Here is a 20,722-nt window from a genome sequence, read left to right as displayed (position 1 = left end):
ACGCTAATTCTGACGCAAACGACTCAAGCTGAATACCACCGCCACGCCTGAAGCAATAACCGCGACCCACAAACTCATCCTTACCGCCTGGGCTTCCAGCGCTACCTGACCTCCGGTCACCATTATCGCCAGCATCACGCCGACAAGCGCCGCGCCCACGCACTGCCCGAACGTTCTGACAATCGCCAGCACGCCGGAGGCATAACCGCTGAACTCCCTCGCCACGCCTGACAGCATCTCCCGGTTGTTCGGACTCTGGAAGCAGCCAAACCCCATCCCGCAAATCAGGCTGCGCAGGCCGATATCCCAGGCCGTCGCCTGGGCGGGCAACATCGCCAGCAGCGTAAGGCCAATAACGAAAACCGCCAGACCAAGAGTCGAAATCACCGACGGCGGGTACTTATCCGCCAGTCTTCCCGCATGTGGGGCAACCAGCACGATGCCCACCGGCCACGGCGTAAACAGCAGGGCCGAATCCAGCGCGCTGTAGCCATAAACGCTCTGAAACAGAAACGGCAGGGCGACGAAGGTGATGCCCTGGCTGACAAACGATGCCAGCGACGTCAGCGCCGCGAGGGAAAAACGGGACGATGTGAAGATCACCGGTGGCAGCAGGGGCTTGTCGGTTCGTCGGATATGCCAGATGAACGTTATGCCACCGACAAGCGCCAGAGTGCTCCAACCATACACACCAGTGTTCAGCGCATGGAGGGCGGCGCGAGGTTCCGCGAAGCTGTTCGCCGCCATGATCAGTGATCCCAACAACGTGGCAGAAAGCACCGCGCCTGTCGCATCAAATTTCTGTGGTTTCAGGGCGGGCTGATGTGGAATCGCCTTCATCGCTAATGCAATAGCCACGCTCCCCGGCAAAATGTTGATCGCAAAAAGCCATGGCCAGCTCAGCGTATCGAGCAGCGCACCGCCGAGTACGGGTGCCACAGCGGTGCTGGAGGCAATCAAAAGTGCATTCATGCCGAGGATCCTCCCGAGCAACCTGCCAGGAAACACGGATCGCAAAATCGCCGGGGCAATGCTCAGCGTCGCGGCGCCACCAATGCCCTGCAAAATACGCATGGCGATCAACATCTCTGCCGAGAAGGCCATCGCGCAGCCTACAGACGCCAGGGTAAAAAGGCTCAGTCCGAAGAGAAACACCGCGCGAAAACCAAAGCGCGTGGCCAGCGCGGCGAAAATAGCCAGCGTCATGGCGGCAGAGAGTAAATAGCCGTTAGCAAACCAGACGGCAGTGGCGCTCGTTACCGCTAAAGACTGCGCCATCTGAGGCAGGGCAATATTCACCATTGAGCCGTCAAATACCGCCATCAGCGTGGAGGTCATCACCGCCGCCATGGCGAAGGCTCGTTCACGGCCCGGCAGGCCTTCGTCACCCGGTTGGTCAGAAAAAAGGGTCATATCAATCACTCAGCAATGTTGGAATGCGCAAAGAATAGGCCTACCAGAAAGAAGGCGGAAGACGCAGCAATGTCAGGTTATAGTTGCATCAAACGCCTTATCTTACTTTGAGGACCATTTTGATGACCGATCCTGACTTCAACTTGCTGATTGCGCTGGACGCGCTGCTGACGGAGGCCAGCGTCGCTGGCGCCGCCCGGCGGCTGAATCTGAGCACCTCCGCGATGAGCCGTACGCTTGGCCGTTTACGTGAGGTGACCGGTGATTCACTGCTGGTTCGGGCAGGCCGCAATATGGTGCTGACGCCTTACGCCCAGGCTAATCGTGAGAGGGCGAGAAATGCGCTGCTCGAGGTCAGGGCTGTGCTGCAACCCTCAGCTGAGACGCTCGATTTGTCCGAGTTGCAAAGGGTCTTCACCGTTCGCGCCAATGACGGTTTTATCGAAGCCTTCGGTCCGGCGTTGATTGCCGCGGTCGCCCAGGCCGCCCCGCAGGTCTGTTTACGCTTTGCGCCAAAACCGGAAAAGTCCTCGCGCTATCTGCGTGAAGGGCTTGTGGATCTTGAGATCGGCGTGCTGAGCAATATGGGCCCGGAAATTCGTCTCCAGGCGCTGTTTCGCGACAGGTTTGTCGGCGTGGTTCGCAAGGATCATCCGCTGGCGAAGCAGGACCCGGTGAGCATCAGCGACTATATTGCCTGGGGCCACGTGGTGGCCTCGCGTCGCGGTCAGCCGCATGGGCCGGTGGATGAAGCGCTCGCAGACAAGGGTTTAGAACGCAAAATTGTCAGCGTTGTGCCTGGCTTTTCTGCCGCGCTGGCGGTAGCGCAGGCATCGGATTTAATCGCCCTGGTACCGGCCTCTTTTTTGCGCCAGGGCGCACCGGCGCTGCACGCTTTTGAGCTTCCGCTGAAAACACGCACCATTACCGTGTCGCAAATGTGGCATCCGCGTATGGAAAGGGATCCGGCGCACCGCTGGTTGAGGCAGACGGTGCTGAGCGTTTGCCAGCAGCAGTATCCTGATTGAGTGTCACAGCATTGAAGCGGCTGATTCGCAAAGTGATTGCCGTTGTGCCAGGCTTTTTTTTGCAGAGCAGAAGCTCCGTTCACGTGCCCGCAGGTACCCGGAATGGCTGAATTTATTGTTCATATGCTGACTGATACACCCATCTGGGTGTACGTGCTGTTTGTGTTTTTGCTGCTGCGCGGCCTAAAGGCGCGCCAGCCTGCAACCGTCACGCTGGAAAGGCTGGCAATCATCCCCCTGATATTTCTAACCTGGGATCTTTACGACCTGGTGGTTTACCGCCATCTGACGCCAGGTATTGTGGCGCTGTGGATTGCCGGGCTGCTCGCCGGCGCGGCGCTGGGATTCTGGCTGATTCGTCCTGAGCGGGTGAGCCGGGCCACGCAGCCGCGGGCCATTAATCGTCAGGCTGATTATTCAGCGCTGCCGCTGATGATGACTGCTTTTGCCATTAAGTATGTTTTTGGCGTACTGACGGCGGTTTCTCCGCAGACAATGCAGCAGCCGTTGGTCAGCGCGACGGCAGTGATTGCAGGCGGGATTTTTGCCGGCAGTTTCCTTGGGAAGTTCACCCGCTATTTGCAGTGTTACTTTTCTCCGGCTCGCTCGCTGAATTAGGACGATCCTGCCGCGTCCAGGCTGGTAATATTCAGGCGGCAGACTAGAGTAATCACTTGATAAATTGAAGCATTCTTTTGCCGCACAACGGCTAATAGCAGGTTCAGGAATTATAATGATAACGAAACGTCATTCTGTCGCGCTGAGCGTGCTCTGGCTTCTCAGCGCCTCTGTCTGCGCCGAAGTGGATCTCGGCTCTCTGGATATTCTGGCAAGAGATAATCCGCAAAGCCCTGTGCCAAAAGGTTTTGTCGCGGGGGCGGCGGGCATTGGCGGCCAGGCGCGTTATAAAGGGCAGGATAATACGGCCTTAGCGATCCCCGGCGCGCTCTATTTTGGTGACCAGTTGATGTACCTCGGCGACCGGGCCCGCTACTACTTCCATTACGACGACAATCTTGCGTTGTATGGCTACGGGCGTTATCGCTTCGGCAACCTCGATCCGGACGATGCCGACTCGCTTCACGGTATGCATAAGCGAAAAGGGGAATTTGAGGCCGGGCTTGGGGCAACCTACATCACGCCCTATGCTTTGCTGACCGCCCGTTTTGCAACCGATGTCACCGGGCGCAGTAACGGCCAGGAGTTGCTGCTGTGGGCCGACTTCCCGATACTCAAAGATAACTGGTTAGTGATGCCCGGAATGGGGATGATGATCCGCAGCGACAAAATGGCGAACTACTATTTCGGTGGTGTGTCGTCTGCTGAGGCGACACCGCAGCGTAAAGCCTGGGACACCGGTACGACGTTTTCACCCATGGCGGCGGTGATAACCACTTACCGCTTCAGCCAACACTGGATGGGCCTGTTTGCGGCTAACTACGAGTTGTACGATAAAGACATTGCTGACAGCCCCATTGTGCAGCACTCGGGTGAGTTCTTCGTCATTGCCGGGGTCGGATACACCTGGTAGCTATTTATCGCTGAAGGGGGCCACGCATGACAGTTCCATCTCCAGGTCTTGTTCTTTTACTGCTGAGCGCTTGGCTTCCCTCCGCATTCTGCTCCGCTGCCGATGGTGACCGCATTAAGAAACGCGTCGATGCCGTGCTGGCGCTGATGAGCTATTCGGTTTTTCCGGATGTCACCGCCAGCGACCTGAACATCGGCAGCGCGGGGAACGAAAATAATAATCTCTCCATGACCCAGTTCGGCGGCGGTGCGACCCTGAGCGACAGCTTTCCGATTTACCTCGAAGGCACGATGGGCTACAGCCGTTATGATCCGCAATTCGTTTTAACCGATGGCGCACAAGCACGTCGTGTCCCCACCAAATGGAATAGCCTGACCGCTACTGGCGGTATCGGCTGGGATTTCAAGCTCTATACGGACAGTCTCGGTGGGAACCTTGTCCTGCGCCCAATCGCCAACTTTATGCTTGGCACCATGGCAAGCGATGTGCGAATTGGCAGCTTCGTGATTGAGCAACGCCGGGACGCCGACTACAAATTTCTCGACGGCGGACGGCTGAACGCTTATGGCCTTGGCGGTTCACTGATGCTTGATTACGAGTTGATATCCGATCCTCAGGACATTGACGTGGAGCTGCGCTATTCCGCCATGAATCTGCAAACCTTCGGCAGCACATCGGATGCGGTGCAGGGGGAGGCTAACGCGCAGAATCTGGGTTTGTATCTGCGCCGTCGCGCCCCCATTTCTGACTGGACGCTGCTGAAAAGCCCTGTGCGCTATGTGCTTGAAGGGGCGCATACGGAATATCTCGGCCAACAGCGCGGGCAACTGGGCTTCAACAGTTTGAGCTCTGTCGGCATCGGGCTTGAGCTCGACAGCAGTAAATACCCGGTCTTTATCACCCGCACCCGGCTGGTTGCGCGTTATATGTTTGGTGAAAACACCACCGGTTACGGCATTGGCCTGGCGATGAGTTTTTAACTTTTCTTATTTTTTCTCTTTTTTTCAGCAATATTTCTGCGTCTGATTCGTCTACCTCAGTACGAAACGTAATGAGGAAAAAAACATGAGAAATTTTGACAGACACGAACATCGCCACGGCCACGGTTTTGGCGGACACCGGATGGCGAAACCGCTGGTTATCGGTGCGATTATCGTTGCCGTACTTGGCCTGCTGGTGATGTCGCTCTGGAATGCGCTGCTGCCAGCGCTTATCGGCGTGAAAAGCATTGGCTTCTGGCAGGCGTTAGGGTTGCTGGTACTGTGTCGTATTCTGTTCGGCGGGCTCGGTTTCCGCCCCGGGATGTTCGGAGGCATGCGTCGCCGGATGCATGAGCGCTGGATGCAAATGACGCCGGAGCAGCGCGAAGCCTTTATGCAGCATCGCCGTGAAGGGTTTGGCCGTCACGGACATCATCATGAACGTCACGGACGCTGCGGCCGTTGGCACGAACGACGTGATGAGCGCATGGGTCCGGAAGCGTCACCAGAGTCTCGTCCATCGGATGCACCTGACAGCGAACCGCGCGGATGAAATCGGACGCGGCAGGGGATTCACTGCTGATGACGGCGCTCAACGCCTGTCGATCACGGTTAACCGCCTTTATCCGTGGCCGCACGGCGGTAAGGGAAGATGCCGATGACGTTTTGCAGGAAATTACCTGGCAACTGATGAAGGTGGAGCAGCCGGTGGAGAATGTCGCCGCCTGGCTGTTTCGCGCCGCGCGTAATGAACTAACGGATCGGTCACGTAAGAAAAAAGAGTTGCCGCTGTCGTCCTTTTTTACGGCAGACGAAGAGGGGGATTTTCCGGAAGATGAGCTGGCTGAAACGCTGTTTGGCGTCGCACAAACGCCGGAAGAGGATTACCTGAAGTCGCTGCTGTGGGAAGAATTAAACGATGCGTTAGCGGAATTGCCCGCTGCGCAGCGTGAAGTGTTTGAACGCACGGAGCTCGAAGGTTTGAGCTATAAGGAACTGGCGGAGGAGACCGGCGACAGCGTTCAGGCGCTGCTGTCGCGCAAGCACAAAGCGGTACTCTTTCTCCGCACGCGGTTGCGTAGTCTGTATGACGAGTTGATCGAATAACAAACTTCCCGCTGGCGGTGACGCTTTAGCGGGCCTGCAGATCACCGTGATTCTGTAGGCCCGTGTGGATGAAGTGATACCTGAATCAGCTTCCCCAGCGGTTACGAAGATAATTCACCGCCTGCTGCGTCTGTGGCTGATTGAGGTTGTTTTCGCGGAACAGAATCGTGCCGCTGATATTGGGCAGAGATTCATTCAAATCCAGCTGCTTTTTCAGCTCAGGCACGCCGCCCTGAACGGTCCAGTCCGGCTCGCTTCGGGAAGGCTCGCCCACTTTATACAGCGCCACGCCGATATAAAGCCGGGTATGCGTTGGTTTCACAACGTCAGCCCACCATTTTGCCAGCACGTCATAACGGGCGGCATCACGCGCGAAAGGCCAGTAAACCTGTGGCGCGATGTAGTCCAGTAGGCCTTTCTGTACCCACAATCGGGTGTCAGCGAATGATTCATCATACGCCGCTGCGCCGCGGGTATCGGATCCTGCTGGATCGTGTGAGCGGTTGCGCCACACGCCCGCCGGGCTGACGCCAAACTGCACGTTAGGGTTGATCTGCTTGATGGTGCGATAGACCTGCCCAATTAACAGCTCCGTGTTTTTACGTCTCCAGTCTGCCTTAGAGGCAAAGCCCTGACCGTATAAGCCGAACGTTTGATTGTCATTCAGCGCAGAGCCTGGCGATTCAGTATAGAAATAGTCATCAAACTGCACGCCATCGACCGGGTAACGGGACACGACCTCCGCCACGATACTGGTTATCCAGTCACGCGCTTCGGGAATACCCGGGTCGATCACATAACGATCGCCTGAGGTGCGGATCCAGTCCCTGTGCGTGACGAACACGCTCGCCGGATGCAGCGAACTCGTGCGATTCAGCGCGGCGGTCGTGCCCGGTTTGATGTTGGTCGACACGCGATAGGGGTTAAACCACGCGTGCACCTTCATGCCGCGCTTGTGCGCCTCTTCGAGCATGAACATCAGCGGATCGTAACCCGGATCTTCACCAATAGTGCCAGTCAGCATATCTGACCACGGCAGAATCTGTGACGGCCACAGGGCAGTGCCGTCAGGTTTCACCTGGAAGAACACGGTATTGATGCCGAGACGTTGCAGATTATCCAGCTTGTCGGTCATCGCCTGCTTTTGCATGCGGGCGCGGGTGGCTGGATCGCTGACGTTCACCGAAGGGATTGGCGGCCAGTCGAGGCGTGAAACGGTCGTCAGCCAGATGCCGCGAACAGGCTGGTGGTCCGACGAAGAAGAATCCGGCAACGGGTGCTTAGCCACTGGTGGCAACGGCGTTACCAGCGATTTGGGTGGTTTCGAGCCACAGCTGGCGAGCACCAGCGCGGTGGCAATCAACAAGCCAGCACGACTGAGCCGGCCAGCTAAGGGGAGATGATGTGAGCTGATGATGGCGTCCCTGAGTTATCATGCAGTGAAGAAGGACGTCATTTTCTGCTTAATCGAAGATCAGAGCAATACATCATGATACTCGTTCAGCGTGCCTTTTTCGCTACATCTGACTTTTCAGCATCTTGTGGATAGTTTGGATTATTCTTCAGCCAGGTCAGGGCCATCTGCCGCTGCTCCTCCGTCACCACGCCGTCGGGCTGGCCATGGATATCGTAACGCTGGGAATCACTGGCGAGTGCGAGCTGGTAGGGGATTGTACGCGTGTAGCGCTTCAGTGCTTTACCAATTTCCAGCCCCGGAAAATCAATTTTTCGCTTTTCAGCATCGGTAATCAGGTCCTGCATGATGCCCGTTTTCATCGGCTTGAGCGGCTCCTGCGTAAAGAGCAGAGGCCAGCTCTCACGCAGCATCATGGCGCGTTGGTTTTTATCCAAAGTCATGTCCCTTTGTCACAGGTGAATATTTATTAGTATAAAACATAGCGATGCATTACGTTTTTGTGGCGTAGCCTGAAGACGGGCCCCCAAAAAATCGCATAAGCTAAAGTCAGTATCGGTCAGTCAGGCGGAAATCTTAGGGGGAATCAATGGAAAGGGACGTCGATCAGCGCATCATGCAGGCGAACGCGCGGGAGCGGCACCAGTACCGCTACCATCGCTGGGTATTCAAAGGGCTCTGCTGGTCCTTTGGGGCGTATCTGATATGGGATGCATTCTTCCGTTCATGCTAGCCGTTACGCAGAGCGGCTTCTAATAGCGTATCCAGCAGGCCGGGGAAGCGCGCATCTAAATCTTCCCGACGCAGTGAAATCAAATTCTCACGCCCCTGAGGGCGCTGCCAGATAACGCCGCTGTCGCGTAACACCCGCCAGTGGTGGGTCATGGTGGATTTGGCCACATCCTGACGCAGGGCGCTGCAGTTCAGCTCACTGCCGTCGGCCAGCGTTTTCACAATTTCCAGACGCAGTGCATTTCCGAGCGCAAAAAGCACATTTTCGAGGCGAATTTGTTCAGGTTCCGGATGGTTCGCGATCATACTGTTCCTGTGTCTGCTTAGCGGGCGCTGGTGGGCGGTAATATACCGAAAGGCCTTCATGAAAGCCAAATATGCACCCGCCGTTTCATCGATAGCTACGATAGGTAATTATAGTTCGAATATACTCGTACAGTTGTACTATTATTGGCAGCGTTAAATGAAGAGCGCCACTTCTGGCCGCTCACTGACAGTCAACTGACTAAGGACGCATCATGCCCCGACCCATTCCTCTCGAACGTTATCGCAACATCGGTATCTCCGCGCATATCGATGCCGGTAAAACAACCACCACTGAGCGCATTCTGTTTTATACCGGTATGAGCCACAAGCTGGGTGAAGTACACGATGGCGCGGCAACCACCGACTGGATGGCGCAGGAGCAGGAGCGCGGCATTACCATCACATCCGCCGCGGTGAGTGCCTTCTGGCCGGGTATGGATCGTAATTTTGAGCCGCATCGGATCAACATTATCGACACCCCGGGTCACGTGGATTTCACTATCGAAGTGGAACGTTCCATGCGCGTGCTTGATGGCGCAGTGATGGTGTACGACGCCGTGGGTGGCGTGCAGCCGCAGTCGGAAACCGTCTGGCGTCAGGCCAACAAATATCACGTGCCGCGGCTGGCGTTCGTCAACAAAATGGACCGGCAGGGCGCGGACTTCTTCCGCGTGGTGCAGATGATGAAGGACCGCCTGAAAGCTAATCCAGTTCCTGTTGTCATTCCCGTTGGCGCAGAAGAGCACTTTTCTGGCGTTATCGACCTCATCAAAATGCGTGAGATCCACTGGGACGATGCCACTCAGGGCATGACATTCAGCTATGGACCAGTACCTGAAGCGATGCTGGAAACCGCGCAGGAGTGGCGTGAGAAAATGGTTTCTGCGGCAGCGGAAGCCAGTGATGCGCTGATGGATAAGTATCTGGAAACGGGCGCTCTCGATGAGGCTGACATCATCGCTGGGCTGCGTGCCCGCACCGTTGCCGGTGAAATCCAGCCGATGCTGTGCGGCAGCGCCTTTAAAAACAAGGGCGTGCAGCGCATGCTCGATGCGGTGGTGGAGTTTATGCCGTCGCCGCTGGATATTCCTGCCATAGATGGCGTGGACGAAAAAGGGCAACCGGCGGAACGCCACCCGAGCGACGATGAACCGTTCTCGGCGTTGGCATTCAAGCTGATGACCGACCCCTACGTGGGCCAACTGACTTTTATTCGTGTCTATTCCGGCGTGCTGCGCAAAGGCGACGCCGTGTATAACCCGGTAAAAGGCAAGAAAGAGCGTATCGGGCGCATCGTGCAGATGCACGCCAACGACAGGCATGAAGTTGATGAACTGCGCGCCGGAGATATTGCTGCCTGCGTGGGGCTGAAGGACGTCACCACCGGCGACACGCTGAGCGACCCTGACAAGGTGATTACGCTTGAGCGAATGGAGTTTCCGGAACCGGTGATTTCACTCGCCATTGAGCCAAAAACCAAGGCCGATCAGGAGAAAATGGGCATCGCGCTGCAGCGCCTGGCATCGGAAGACCCGTCGTTCCGTCTGCATACCGACGAAGAGTCCGGCCAGACGATCATTTCCGGTATGGGTGAGCTGCACCTGGAAATCATCGTCGATCGTATGAAGCGCGAATTTGGCGTGGAAGCCAATATCGGCCGGCCTCAGGTGACGTATCGCGAGACGATCCGCAAAGCGGTCAGTGAGATTGAAGGCAAGTTTGTGCGCCAGTCCGGCGGGAAAGGGCAGTACGGCCACGTAGTGCTCTCCCTTGAACCGCTGGAGCCGGGTAGCGGCTTCAGGTTTGAAGATGCCACCAAAGGTGGGGTGGTGCCGCGCGAGTACATTCCTTCAGTGGAAAAAGGGCTGCGCGAAGCCATGAACACCGGCGTACTGGCGGGTTACCCTGTCGTGGACGTGAAGGCGACGCTGACGTTTGGCTCTTATCATGACGTCGACTCATCGGAAATGGCGTTCCGCATGGCGGCCATCTTTGGCTTCAAAGAGGGCGCTCGTCGCGCAGATCCGGCTATCCTCGAGCCGATCATGCATGTCGAAGTGGAAACACCGGAGGAATACGCCGGGAACATTATGGGCGATCTCTCATCTCGCCGCGGCATGGTGCAGGGCATGGAAGAGCGGTTCGGGAGCCAGATCATCCGCGCCGATGTGCCGCTAGCCGAAATGTTTGGCTACTCGACGACGCTGCGCTCAATGTCGCAGGGCCGCGCGACCTACAGCATGGAGTTCCATCATTATGCTGAGGCGCCGCGCAACGTGGCAGATGAGATTATCGCCAAGCGAGCCAAAGCCTGACCTTTGAATAATGCCGGTTACCCAGGGTGATCGGCATTATTTTATCAGGGCGTTTATTCGGCCCAATAAGCGCTACAAAGGGTAAGGAAGAGACAGGAGGTATATTGCGTATGGTCTATGATGCCAGTAAGGTGTGCGCAAATTCTTAAGATCCCAGGACAGACCATGACCAGCCAGCCTTCAAAAGACCCTTTACACGGCATCACGCTTGAAGCGTTACTCACCACGCTGGTAGAACGCTATGGCTGGGCAGCCCTGGCAAAGCAGGTCAACATTAACTGCTTCAAAAGCGACCCGAGCATCAAATCGAGCCTGAAATTTTTACGCCGCACGCCGTGGGCGCGTAAAGAAGTTGAAGCGCTGTATATCGATTCGCTGGACGATCTGCAAAATGCGAGCGATAGCGCTCCGGCTGATAATCCGTGGGCAAACTGGCAGAATAAAAACTCTTCAGAAAGCTAAATCCGGAAATTGAATGGCAGGGCTGCATCCTCCGTAGATGGCATAGCGTGAATCAACTGTTAGATTAACTATTCATATACCTATTCATTAAGTTATTCACGGTATTAAAAATCGATCCGAGACAATCCGCCAACTGCTGGGCCAAGGGCCAGCGGCGGAAAGGCAACTTACTGATATCATAGAGATTAGCCAGAAGATGTTGCCCCGTGTCTTTAAACCAAGGGTGATGAAGTAGTTCGAATCGGTTCTGACCCATCTATTCAATATGCTTAACGCGATGATTATCGTGGGTTCAAACCTGTGCCTGTTTACCGTATTTCCGAAGAAGGTCAGGTAAAACTCCTGGGCAAACTTATTCCGGTTTATCCGCAGGGTTATGTCATGGAGCAGGCTGACAAAGTGTGCCTCCATAGCGACGGCCTGCCGTGGTGGCTCTTTGATATGCGGCCACAGGGATACCTTGGCAGAGCCTGGGCATCAACATATTCAGCCGGAATTGGCCTGTCTGCTAATCCAGAAAACTGGAATGATTCGGATGTGATCAAAGCGCTGTTGGTTCACGGGCACGATGCAGTAGGGAATCTGCTCATCGGTGAACAGGCCAGAAATCAGTTCCTGGAGATGCCAGTACCTGAAGCCGTTGATCGCCACACCGTTTTTCCCATGCTGGCCCGGGCAGTCAGCGCTGGCGAAGTGCCGGGATCTTCCGCCGGAGGCGAGCAGCCAAAGTTTTGCACTCATACGGAACATGGCCATGTTCTGGTGAAATTCACTACGATATTTTGCCAATGGGTTTTGCCCCTAAATCGGGCGGTGAACTTGTGAATACACTTCGGCCAGCGACACTGCTTGAGGTGGTAAGTGGCGAAATCTGGCGGGAAGCGCTCGGGTTAGCCGAGAGTTTTATTGCGTTGGCCCGTGATGACAATCGCCTGTCGGTAAATTTTGCCCCATGTCTCGCAGCGTTGAGCAGCCATATTAATGAAGCAAAGTCACGTATATCGCGTCTAGGGTAATGACAAGTCATCACTCACAGAACCAGCAAACAATTTCTATTATGAAATGACTCTGCGGGTGACCGTAAACACGCAGTTGATTGACTCATTTCGTCATCGTGGAAAGGCCAGCATCCATAGCTTTAGCAGCGTCAAAGAGTGAATCGCCACCGGCTGAATATGAAAACCAGTATTACCAACGGCTCGGAAGTGTCTAGATTATCCGTGGCGATTCAGACTGCTCATTTGTATGCAATATTCACGATAATTTTGACATTCGCTTTACCTGGGGTAATGGTACTTGCAGTTTGGTAATAGCGTGCCGCCAGCGGTATTTTAAAGGTGCTTCGGCCATCTGTGGGAGCGACTACACTCCAGTTTGAATTTGCACTCCAGAGAGTTTGTGGTGGGATCGGATCGGTGTCAACACTGGTGGAGTAGCCCATTTGCACACCCACTCCTGTGGCCGCATCAGTAGTGTTATCAACACTGATAATATTATTTGATGAGGGATTCGCCGGTGTCAGAGAAACGTTAAAAGTAGTGGCCTGACGGGAGGCCTCATCGATGGCCCCTGAATCAACAATGTCCTGATTGTTCCCGCTACCGCCATTGTAGTATCCCGTGAAACTCGGACAATCCTGCATGACGATAGAAACATCCCGCCAGGGAGTGGTGGTTCCTACAGCATTAAAATTATTCGTTACATCATAACTGCCCATGTCTACGTTAACGTCAGGGGTAGTGCAGGTCTGAGTGGTAAATTTTAGACTACCTGTAAAGCTGTATGTCATTAGTTGAACAGGTAAACCCGAATACCCGGTCGTCGACGGAATATACCATTCAAAACTGGGAAAAAGACTGGCGTTGACAGAGGCTCCTGATGGAATATCGCCTGTTTTGATGAGTGAGATATCCAGCGTTGGCCCCTTCCTAATGATCCCCTGCGAAGCGTGCTGAAATGCTATATAGGGCATGGGGGATGTTTTCGAAAATAATGATGTTCCGCCTCCGCTTTGATTGGCGGCCCATATATAGACACCAACTCCCGGGACATTTGTAGGATATACGGGACCCGTTCCATTTGGAGTAGTCATGATTGTAGGGGCACCTAAAGGTTCATTAGTCACCCTGAGATAACTGGTCAGATCGAACGCGCCGTCGCAATAAACACCAGGATACGTCCCCAATTGCATTTTTAACCGATAGATGCTGCTTCCTACGGGCAGATCATTTCCAACATAGGAGACTGATGGACTGATTGTGGGAGTTTCAACAGCCACCGAACCGTTTAACTGACAACTAACATCGGCTTGCACGCTTTGGCTGAAGAGTGTTAACCAGAGTAGTGAAGATGAGATACAAATCCGGAACATTATATGGGTAAAAACACCATATTTTCTGCAGGACTTAGATGACTCAGTCACTTTCATTATGTTTAACGCCTTAATTTGTTTGAGTTTTATTTCGTGATGTTGTTGGTAACTTATTTATATTGCTATGATAATCAAATCATATAAAGTCTAACAAATGACTGGTGTGAAAAGTATTGTTATGCGCTTATTTGTATTCAAGATGGTAAGTGATATGGCTGATAACCGTGCCGGGAGTGGCGGGTCCGATATTGTTGTCCGTAACGTAAGATACAGAGAAGTTACCTGATCTACTATCTGCAAATTTATTCTCTCCAGCTTGGGTGTCTGTCCCTGGTTTTATTTGGTTTCCCCCGGGTGTTTTCAGAATAAGTTCGACACCCGTGGCACTACCGTCACTATTTTTTACATAGTAATTAGTTGTGTCGACAGTGTTTCCACCCTCAAAGTAAAAAATGACCCAGTTGTTAGACGCGGAGGCACAATTTGTTAGTGTAAAATAAAAAGTTGTTTCCCCTGTAATTTTAAGCTGGTTTAATTCGTCTGTAGAGACTTTCGGCAACGTCACGGTGCCATCTGCCTGAGCGCCATTCAAAGCGACATCGCAGGTGCCAGAGAAAAACTCCCCCTGAAGGGTAAGGGTGGCATTTTGGGCTGTTACGGTGAAAGGGGAAAACAAAAGCCCTGGTAAAGTAAAAAATACTATGCGTAAATTCATATCCTGACCCTTCAATTTTCCCATCCTTTCAGTCAGGATGGATTAAGTCCGTGAACAGAATATCCCTCCTTACCTGACTTAAGTCACTCATGAAACATACTGGAATGAAACAATGATGTGATTCGGATGCACAGAATGCTTAGCAATATGTTTTTTTGGGGGGGGCATACATTTGGGGGCATTTTAACTGCATGAAATATAATTGCAAGGTTTGGCTGTGATAAAGAGGTGCCAATCAGTCCCCCAAGCATTGAATCTCAGGCACATATTAACGTTGGTTTTTCAGAGCGTTAGGGCTATTTATAGGCGTGATAAGGAGGGGTGTTTTGATTTTTTTTGTTTTTTTTTAAATTAAATAATGAAAAAAATTAAATTCAATGGTGTTATTATTGAAGAATGCAATCTGACCAAATTGATAGCCTTGCATTTAGTGCGCGCTTTCACTTTCTATTGCATTGTGTGTTTTTCCCACTGTGTTAGTTTAGTCAGGAACTGGAAAGCACTTCGGTTATAAATGAATATTTTAATTAACGTGACCAAATATTTTGATCAGAAAAAGGGTTGCCATTTATTGGTGGCTGTCTATATCCATGAATGACTCTGGATATATTAAGAAGCTGGAATGAAGATGAAATTAATCACATCGATAGTATTTACATTGGCCAGCGCAACGGCAATGCAAAATGTAGCAGTAGCGGCAGGAACCGGAACTATTACGTTTAACGGTGAGTTGACCGCTAATACCTGTAATGCCGATGTTGATGGCCAGGGGCCAGATGCAACAATCGTCTTACCAACCATTGGCCGCTAATCTGGGGGACACCGCCGGACGTACAGGATTTAACATCAGCTTGAGTGGATGTTCCGGTACGCTTCAGACCGCTTCTGCTTTTTTTGAAGCGGGTTCTTCGGTTGATGTTAGCAGCGGACATCTGAAAAACATGAGTGGAGATGCAACCAATGTTAGCCTGCAGTTGCGTGAAGAGTCGGGGGCTGAATCTATTATTAAAGCGGGAAGCAGCAGCCAGAGTACGGACGCAACCTATTTTGATGTTTCAGCAGGCACGGCAGAACTTCCGTATGCCGTCGAATATTATGCCGATGGTGTCACCACTGCTGGGACTGTTGTCAGCGATGTTATTTATTCCATTCAATATAAATAGATACATTACCGGATGACTCAAAGTCTCCGGTTTTTTGGAGGTTATTGTGTTTCGTCATTGTATATCCCTGCTTTCCTTACTTTTGTTATGTACTGGTGCACAGGCCAGTATTGTCATTACCGGTACTCGCGTAATTTATCCATCGAGTGCCAAAGAGGTTAGCGTTAAGGTCAGTAATAAAGGGTCCTCTCCGGTATTAATCCAGAGCTGGATGGATAATGGGGATACTAAAGCCAAACCCGACCAGATAAAGGTGCCTTTTGTTCTGACCCCACCGATTAATCGCGTGGAACCAGGTAGTGGTCAGACGCTGCGTATTCGTGGGTTACCGAACAATTTACCGACGAATAAAGAATCCGTGTTCTGGCTGAATGTGCTGGAGATCCCTGCGAAACCAAAAGACATCAGCTCAGATGCAAGCAATTATCTACAGGTGGCTTTCCGCAGTCGTATCAAATTCTTTTATCGTCCAGCAGAACTTAAGGGCAGTCTGAGTGAAGCGGTAAAAGCGCTGCAATGGAGTCACCGCAAATCCGGGCTTCATGTTCACAATAATTCACCCTATTTTATCACGTTTGTTGATCTCGCTGCGGGCGGCAAAACGATTGATGGAAAAATGTTAGCTCCGTTTGGTGATGGGGATTATGAACTGAGCGCTTCTGGTAAGGTGACGGCAAAATATGTCAGCGATTATGGTGCGATTATTTCAGTGAGTGCTGATGTTCACTAGAACATCATGTAAAAGTGTTTATGAGATTTATACCCGCTTCTCGTGCGGTATTGCACAACAGGAACAACAATACTGTTCTTGTCATTTCTGCGATTTTACTGAGCTTTGCAGCTCAGGCCACATCTTCTGAGTCCGGTCAGGACAGATCTTTCAGCTCTTCTTTTTTGCAACTGGAAGATCAGAGTGCTGTTGATTTAAGTCGCTATGCCAACGGGTCGAGTATTGAACCCGGTACCTACAACGCCGCGGTTTATGTGAACGGCGAGTCGGTGGGGTCGATAGATGTGGAGCTGCGTGAACGTCAGGATAAAACAATTTATCCGTGCATGACGGAGACATTGCTGCAACAGATCCCGTTTCGCTATGAACATCTGCCGGACCACTTTTTCGATAAAGTGGGCGAGTGCGGTGACCTGACGCTGCTGCTGTCGGAGGCGGTGACGCAGTTCGACAGTAATGAGATGCGTCTCAATATTCAGCTGCCGCAGCTGTATGTGTCGGACAGCGCACGGGGTTCAGTAAACCCGGCGCTGTGGGACAGTGGTATTCCGGCCGCCATTCTGGGATATAACCTGAATGGCTACCAGAGTACCTCGAACGGTTACGACAGCAAGTCGCTGTATGCCGGGATTAACGCCGGGCTGAACGTGGGGGCGTGGTATTTCCGTCATAACGGAAGCTACAACTGGAATCAGTACGGGCAGAAAAAATACGAAGCTATCAACACTTATGTGCAGCGTGACATACCAGTGCTGAAAGCGCGTACGCTGGCTGGTCAGGCCAACACTCGCGGGGATGTGTTTGACACTCTGCCGTTTACCGGGCTGGAGCTGGCGACGGATGAGCGCATGCTGCCGGATTCCCAGCGGGGTTATGCACCGGAAATTCGCGGCATTGCGAGCACGAATGCCAAAGTGACAGTGCGTCAGGGCGGGGCGGTGATTTATCAGACCACGGTGGCTCCCGGGGCCTTCCTGATTGATGACCTGTATCCGACCGGCTACGGCGGTGATCTGCTGGTGACGGTGGAGGAAGCCGACGGCACCAAACAGGCGTTTACCGTGCCATATGCGTCGGTGGTGGAGCAGCTGCGTCCGGGGGCAACGCGCTATGAAATCGTTGGTGGCAAGCTGCGTAACGATTATCTCTCTGACGATGTTGCCCTGTATCAGGGAACGGTGCGCCACGGCATCACCAACTGGCTGACGGGTTATGGCGGGATGCAGCTAAGTCAGAACTATTACGCCATTCTGGGCGGTACCGCGGTGGGAACCGCGTTGGGGGCGTTCTCCTTCGATGTGACGCAGGCAAAACTGCATTCTCATCATTCCGTAAAGAGTGAGGGGCAGAGCTACCGTCTGAGCTACAGCGAAACGGTGAGCGATACCAGTCTGTCAGTGGCGGCCTATCGTTTCTCGTCCAGTGGTTTCATGGACTTCATGACAGCCCAGGAGACCGTGGATGCAATCCATCGCGGCGGCTCGATGGACAGCGTCTGGCGTTCGCGTAACCGTTACAGCGTGACGGCAAGCCAGGCGCTGCCGGGGGAATGGGGACAGTTCTACCTGAGTGGTTCGGTGCAGGATTTCTGGAACAAGAGTGGGTCGGACGAGCAGTACCAGGTGGGTTATAACAACAGCTACGGTGCGGTTAGCTACGGTCTCTCGGCAGGACGAACTTACAACCTGAACGGGACGGAAGACACGTACCTGCTGACGGTGAGTCTGCCTCTGGGGCGTTCGGACAGCTCTTACCGTCCGCAGTTGTCGATGCAGATGACGCATAACAGCACCGGGCGCACCGGCGAGCAGGCCACGCTGTCGGGCACAGGGGGTGATGAACATCAGCTGAGCTATAGCGCAACGGCGATGAATGCGAACCAGAGTGTGGGTCAGTCAGGGGCGCTGAATGCGCAGTACCGGACACACTATACTGGCCTGAGTGCCGGGTGGAGCGGAGGCAAAAACTACCACAGCGAATCCCTGGGGGCGAGCGGCACGATAGTGGCCCACAGCGGAGGAGTGACCCTGACGTCCTACACCTCAGACACGTTTGCGCTGATAGAAGCGAAGGGGGCAGCAGGAGCGTCAGTGTCCGGTTACCCGGGAGTGCATATTGACCGTTTCGGTTATGCGCTGGTGCCGTACCTTGATCCGTACCAGATGAATGACATCACACTGGATCCGAAAGGCGCGAGTGATGACGTGGAGATGGCGAGTACTGTGAAAAAAGTGGCACCGTACTACGGTGCGGTGGTGAAGGTGAAATACGAAACGAAGACGGGTACGCCGGTACTGGTGAACGCGACGATAAACGGAGTGCCTGTGCCGTTTGGCGCGGAAGTGCTGGATGCGAAAGGCCGGAGCGTGGGGAGTGCCGGCCAGGGTGGCCAGGTGTATGCCCGTGTGGAGGCCGAGCAGGGCGCACTGACAGTGCGCTGGGGCAAGGAAGCAACAGAGCAGTGCCAGATCCGTTACCACCTGATGCCACAGGCAAGAGCAAGGGATTCAAAAGCACTACAGACATTTAATGCTCCGTGTAGGGATCGCTGAGAAATTACCCGAAGGATAAGGCTTGCAATCTCAATGAATTTTTCATTGAGATTGGCCCAATATTCAGGATGACGGAAGGGGCAAGGGTTTATAAATATACTTTGTGAATTTGCTTGAATTTTTCTTGTATATTGTTATTATTCAATGGGTTAGTTATCACCAAGCAATTCTACATTTGGGCAGGGTGTAATGTGATTCGTTTAGTATTCTATTCATTTGTTGGTTTGGTATGTTTTGCTTTAGAGTATAACCTTTAATTTATGTTGTTGTGAGCGTGATGCTTGGGTTTTTATGATGAGGGCATTGATGCGGACATAGGTAATAAGGACTGTTTTGAAATGATATTGAGCGTATGGTTGACTGATTATTATTCGGATTCAAAGTGTGGTCTACGCTTGCAGGGAAAATAATAAGAATGAAGGTTATGGATATAATGACGGGCAGTAAAAAAAACATTGAAAGTTATAGCGGGGGCAAATATTTGTCATATGTTTTGGCATTATTTATTGGTTTGTTGATATTTAGCCATAATGCACAGGCAACTATTGCATGCGAACCATCAACTCGCTTTCCAGCCATAACGATTGTACCAAACGTGACTGTTTCTTCATCCACCGCAGGAAATGATCTCCCCCTGGGAAGCACAATTTATTCGCTGCAAAATGGTTACTCGGTTAGCACACTCGGTATCTATTGTGATGCCCCGTTCACAGTGGGCCTTGATATGAGAACAACCAGTATGCCGTCAGGTGCTCCAACCATGATGAATACATTGTATGGCAACGTCCCTGTTTTTCCGACCAATGTCGCGGGAGTCGGGGTGGTCATCTGGAAAAATGGCAACTCAAGTAACAAATATTTTTTGACATCAACAATTGTGGACAGTAATACGGCTATTTCTCATGATTCGGCAGGGGATAGCGGTATTGGGCCACATGTGAAATATTTCGGTCTCGCACTGGTGAAAACGGGTCCCATCGCTTCGGGAGCCGTTGTAAATGGAAGCTCTTTCCCACACTGGGTTTGGGATGTACGGGCTCAGTCGGGTTACTCAGGGCTGCCCATTACTGTACTTACCGCGAGTTACACTGGAACCAGTACTTTTGTCACTAAAACATGCACAACTCCGGCAAGTACTGTTGTTGATCTTGGAAAATATGATGTGACCGATGCGACATTTAGCGGGCCAGGGGTAACAACGAAATGGGTTGACTCGTCCATCGTGCTGAATAATTGCCCGGAGTTTTCAGGGTATCATGGGTATTCAGGCTATCAGACCATTGATGGTTCCGGAGCGCCAACTGATGGAAGCCGGACGGCAAACATCTTCACTATTTCAGTATCCCCTGCCAATTCTGTTTCCGGGAATGTGATTGGACTTGATGCTGTTGCCGGGGCGGCTTCAGGTGTGGGGGTTCAATTAGGTTACACCCCTGGAGATATTTCCGCGGCTGCAACATCACCGACCACCATCTGGACTGCTGGGGAAACATGGGATCTCACGCCTCCAGCAGCTGGCGGTACAGTAAAAATACCGTTAGCTGCGCGTTATTATCAGACAGCCAGTAAAATTACCCCCGGCATAGCCAATACTCAGGTTGTTATTAATATTTATTACAAGTAATAGCGTTTCTTACTGACAATATTGAACTTCCCGAATGTCTCATTGGCTATCATTCCATCGGTGTCAGCGACCGATGGAATGATTTTAGACATGCAATATGACTATTGAATGCCATGGGGAAGAGGGGAACGAGGTTGTCTGTGGTGACTATATTTGAAGTTTTACCAGATGACGAAAACACATAGCCACTAATAGCATTACCTCCGATATCATCTTGTATGATAAGGTTATTTTATTCATTTTGATTATTTAAAAGAAGAATCAAATAACCTTGCAATG

General features: G+C 52.5%; 18 protein-coding genes and 1 pseudogene. 13 read left to right on the top strand and 6 right to left on the bottom strand.

Features of this window, described 5'->3' with window-relative positions:
* Positions 1-3: 3 nt before the first annotated feature.
* Complete coding sequence (locus CRO87_RS00090; protein ID WP_097160888.1) at positions 4-1,413, bottom strand: MFS transporter; 1,410 nt, start codon at positions 1,411-1,413, stop codon at positions 4-6.
* A 122-nt stretch (positions 1,414-1,535) separates the two neighbouring features.
* Here CRO87_RS00090 and CRO87_RS00085 point away from each other — a divergent pair, with 122 nt between their 5' ends.
* From CRO87_RS00085 to CRO87_RS00060, 6 genes are all read left to right on the top strand, one after another.
* Positions 1,536-2,441 carry a LysR family transcriptional regulator gene (locus CRO87_RS00085; RefSeq protein WP_097160887.1) on the top strand — a complete coding sequence of 302 codons (906 nt, stop codon included), beginning with the start codon at positions 1,536-1,538 and terminating at the stop codon, positions 2,439-2,441.
* A gap of 102 nt (positions 2,442-2,543) precedes the next feature.
* The gene (locus CRO87_RS00080) at positions 2,544-3,059 is read left to right on the top strand and encodes a DUF6622 family protein (protein ID WP_097160886.1); all 516 of its coding nucleotides are present in this window, start codon (positions 2,544-2,546) and stop codon (positions 3,057-3,059) included.
* 115 nt (positions 3,060-3,174) lie between these two features.
* On the top strand, positions 3,175-3,972 hold the full coding sequence (locus tag CRO87_RS00075; RefSeq protein WP_097160885.1) for a MipA/OmpV family protein: 798 nt from the start codon (positions 3,175-3,177) through the stop codon (positions 3,970-3,972).
* A 26-nt stretch (positions 3,973-3,998) separates the two neighbouring features.
* On the top strand, positions 3,999-4,952 hold the full coding sequence (locus tag CRO87_RS00070) for a hypothetical protein (RefSeq protein WP_255252464.1): 954 nt from the start codon (positions 3,999-4,001) through the stop codon (positions 4,950-4,952).
* An 85-nt stretch (positions 4,953-5,037) separates the two neighbouring features.
* Positions 5,038-5,505, top strand: a complete 468-nt coding sequence (locus tag CRO87_RS00065; protein ID WP_097160884.1) for a hypothetical protein — start codon at positions 5,038-5,040, stop codon at positions 5,503-5,505.
* Positions 5,502-6,059, top strand: coding sequence for an RNA polymerase sigma factor (locus CRO87_RS00060; protein ID WP_097160883.1), 558 nt, complete (start codon positions 5,502-5,504; stop codon positions 6,057-6,059). Before CRO87_RS00065 ends, CRO87_RS00060 begins: the two co-directional genes overlap by 4 nt.
* 85 nt (positions 6,060-6,144) lie before the next feature.
* Here the strand turns inward: CRO87_RS00060 and CRO87_RS00055 are convergent, their stop codons facing one another.
* The 3 genes from CRO87_RS00055 to CRO87_RS00045 form a co-directional block, all read right to left on the bottom strand.
* Positions 6,145-7,425 (bottom strand): glycoside hydrolase family 10 protein, encoded by a 1,281-nt coding sequence (locus CRO87_RS00055; RefSeq protein WP_255252463.1) that lies wholly within the window; start codon positions 7,423-7,425, stop codon positions 6,145-6,147.
* A 134-nt stretch (positions 7,426-7,559) separates the two neighbouring features.
* Positions 7,560-7,910, bottom strand: coding sequence for a ProQ/FinO family protein (locus CRO87_RS00050; RefSeq protein ID WP_176504238.1), 351 nt, complete (start codon positions 7,908-7,910; stop codon positions 7,560-7,562).
* Positions 7,911-8,202: 292 nt separating this feature from the next.
* Positions 8,203-8,511 (bottom strand): helix-turn-helix transcriptional regulator, encoded by a 309-nt coding sequence (locus CRO87_RS00045; protein ID WP_097160880.1) that lies wholly within the window; start codon positions 8,509-8,511, stop codon positions 8,203-8,205.
* 212 nt (positions 8,512-8,723) lie between these two features.
* Between CRO87_RS00045 and fusA the strand changes: the two genes are divergently transcribed.
* The 3 genes from fusA (at position 8,724) to CRO87_RS22795 (ending at position 12,113) form a co-directional block, all read left to right on the top strand.
* The gene (gene fusA / locus CRO87_RS00040; RefSeq protein ID WP_097160879.1) at positions 8,724-10,826 is read left to right on the top strand and encodes an elongation factor G; all 2,103 of its coding nucleotides are present in this window, start codon (positions 8,724-8,726) and stop codon (positions 10,824-10,826) included.
* Between the two features lie 165 nt (positions 10,827-10,991).
* Entirely contained in the window at positions 10,992-11,288 is a 297-nt protein-coding gene (locus tag CRO87_RS00035) for a VF530 family DNA-binding protein (RefSeq protein WP_097160878.1), read from the top strand.
* A 300-nt stretch (positions 11,289-11,588) separates the two neighbouring features.
* Positions 11,589-12,113: a hypothetical protein gene (locus tag CRO87_RS22795; protein ID WP_255252462.1), complete on the top strand. Its 525-nt coding sequence runs from the start codon at positions 11,589-11,591 to the stop codon at positions 12,111-12,113.
* 412 nt (positions 12,114-12,525) lie between these two features.
* Here the strand turns inward: CRO87_RS22795 and CRO87_RS22430 are convergent, their stop codons facing one another.
* Both CRO87_RS22430 and CRO87_RS00020 read right to left on the bottom strand, forming a co-directional pair.
* Entirely contained in the window at positions 12,526-13,716 is a 1,191-nt protein-coding gene (locus CRO87_RS22430; RefSeq protein ID WP_141398648.1) for a fimbrial protein, read from the bottom strand.
* Positions 13,717-13,843: 127 nt separating this feature from the next.
* Positions 13,844-14,374 carry a fimbrial protein gene (locus tag CRO87_RS00020; protein WP_176504237.1) on the bottom strand — a complete coding sequence of 177 codons (531 nt, stop codon included), beginning with the start codon at positions 14,372-14,374 and terminating at the stop codon, positions 13,844-13,846.
* Positions 14,375-15,002: 628 nt separating this feature from the next.
* Here CRO87_RS00020 and CRO87_RS00015 point away from each other — a divergent pair.
* The 4 genes and pseudogenes from CRO87_RS00015 to CRO87_RS22425 all read left to right on the top strand — a co-directional run bounded on the left by CRO87_RS00015 (position 15,003) and on the right by CRO87_RS22425 (position 20,443).
* Positions 15,003-15,537, top strand: a pseudogene (locus CRO87_RS00015) (fimbrial protein).
* 46 nt (positions 15,538-15,583) lie between these two features.
* Entirely contained in the window at positions 15,584-16,267 is a 684-nt protein-coding gene (locus CRO87_RS00010; protein ID WP_255252461.1) for a molecular chaperone, read from the top strand.
* A 20-nt stretch (positions 16,268-16,287) separates the two neighbouring features.
* Positions 16,288-18,819: a fimbria/pilus outer membrane usher protein gene (locus CRO87_RS00005; protein WP_097160874.1), complete on the top strand. Its 2,532-nt coding sequence runs from the start codon at positions 16,288-16,290 to the stop codon at positions 18,817-18,819.
* 424 nt (positions 18,820-19,243) lie between these two features.
* Positions 19,244-20,443, top strand: coding sequence for a fimbrial protein (locus CRO87_RS22425; RefSeq protein ID WP_141398647.1), 1,200 nt, complete (start codon positions 19,244-19,246; stop codon positions 20,441-20,443).
* Positions 20,444-20,722 lie beyond the last annotated feature (279 nt).

This window comes from Enterobacter sp. CC120223-11 (assembly GCF_900215375.1).
Taxonomy (GTDB): Bacteria; Pseudomonadota; Gammaproteobacteria; order Enterobacterales; family Enterobacteriaceae; genus Scandinavium.
Note: the sequence above shows the minus strand (reverse complement) of the source record. Positions and strands in the feature narration are given on the sequence as shown.